The following is a 1,199-nucleotide window of genomic DNA, read 5'->3' on the forward strand; positions in this document are numbered from 1 at the left end:
CATCCGGATGCGAAGCAACAGCGCCTGCTGCTCTCGGTCCCCCGCCGCAAACGCGCCTGGTTCTCAGGGCTTTGGGCCCACGCCGCCGCTCCGCCCGTGATTCCAGGGCTCGCCACCGGCTAATGGACAATTTGGGTTAAAAGCTGATTCATGATTCGTCTCGGACGATTATGGGCGCTTGCTGCGTGTTTTACTCAGTGTGTAGGGCGCAATAGCGTACCCGCGTATTGCGCCGCATGAAGTGATAACCGGAAAACTCACCGTGAGATCAGATGGTCCCACGGTTTGCTATTGTTCCCCAAGGTTATTGTCTCTTCGGAATATGAACCCCGATGCCCGACTATCGACGTTATCGCGTACCCGGCGGAACCTATTTCTTCACCGTCAACCTGCTCGAACGTTATCCGAACGATTTGCTCGTTCGGCACATCGACCTACTCCGAACCGTGGTGCGGGAGGTACGGACCAAACGGCCATTCCACATCGATGCGTGGGTGATCTTGCCGGACCACCTGCACGGCGTGTGGACGCTGCCGCCCGGCGATGACGATTTCACCAATCGATGGCGGTTGATCAAACAAGACTTCTCCAAAGCCTTGCCAGCGACCGAGCGGCGCTCAAAGGTACGCATTGCACGCGGCGAACGCGGAATATGGCAACGTAGGTTTTGGGAACACGCCATCTGTGACGAGGAGGATTATGCGGCCCATATGGATTATTGCCATATCAATCCGGTGAAACACGGTTATGTTCAGCGCGTGGCGGAGTGGCCTTATTCGACGTTTCATCGTTACGTTGAGCGCGGCGTTTATCCGTTGAATTGGGCCGGTGGGGTGGAATCCGATGTGGATGCGGGCGAGCGGGCTTGAGAAACCCATGCGGCGCAATACGCGGAACCGCTATTGCGTCCTACGCGGGCTAGGCTCGGGGATGTTGTAACCGGCTTGCCTCAACATCTGTTTATCGGATGCCTTAAGCCCGGGTAGGGCGCATTAGCGCAGCGTAATGCGCCGGATGGATTTCGACAACACATGCGGCGCAATACGGGAGTGCCCTATTGCGCCCTTGTATCTTGTTTTCCGTGATGGTTAGCTCCCATCACCTGAGGCGGAGGAAGCTTGTGTGCACCCTTAAGGATCAACCTTGTCGCGTAGATCAAGCCCTCCACCTCCCTTCTCACGCCAGCCCAGACACTGAAC

At 57.0% G+C, this 1,199-nt stretch carries 1 protein-coding gene; it reads left to right on the forward strand.

The features are described 5' to 3' along the window. Positions 1–332 precede the first annotated feature (332 nt). The gene (locus VEB01_RS11700) at positions 333–869 is read left to right on the forward strand and encodes an REP-associated tyrosine transposase (RefSeq protein ID WP_324875626.1); all 537 of its coding nucleotides are present in this window, start codon (positions 333–335) and stop codon (positions 867–869) included. Positions 870–1,199: the final 330 nt, after the last annotated feature.

It is taken from the genome of Methylocaldum sp., assembly GCF_035627495.1.
Taxonomy (GTDB): Bacteria; Pseudomonadota; Gammaproteobacteria; order Methylococcales; family Methylococcaceae; genus Methylocaldum.

Bases quoted from the DNA above. Each gene is read 5' to 3' on its own strand.
- VEB01_RS11700 (WP_324875626.1), top strand. From the start codon at position 333: ATGCCCGACTATCGACGTTATCGCGTACCCGGCGGAACCTATTTCTTC.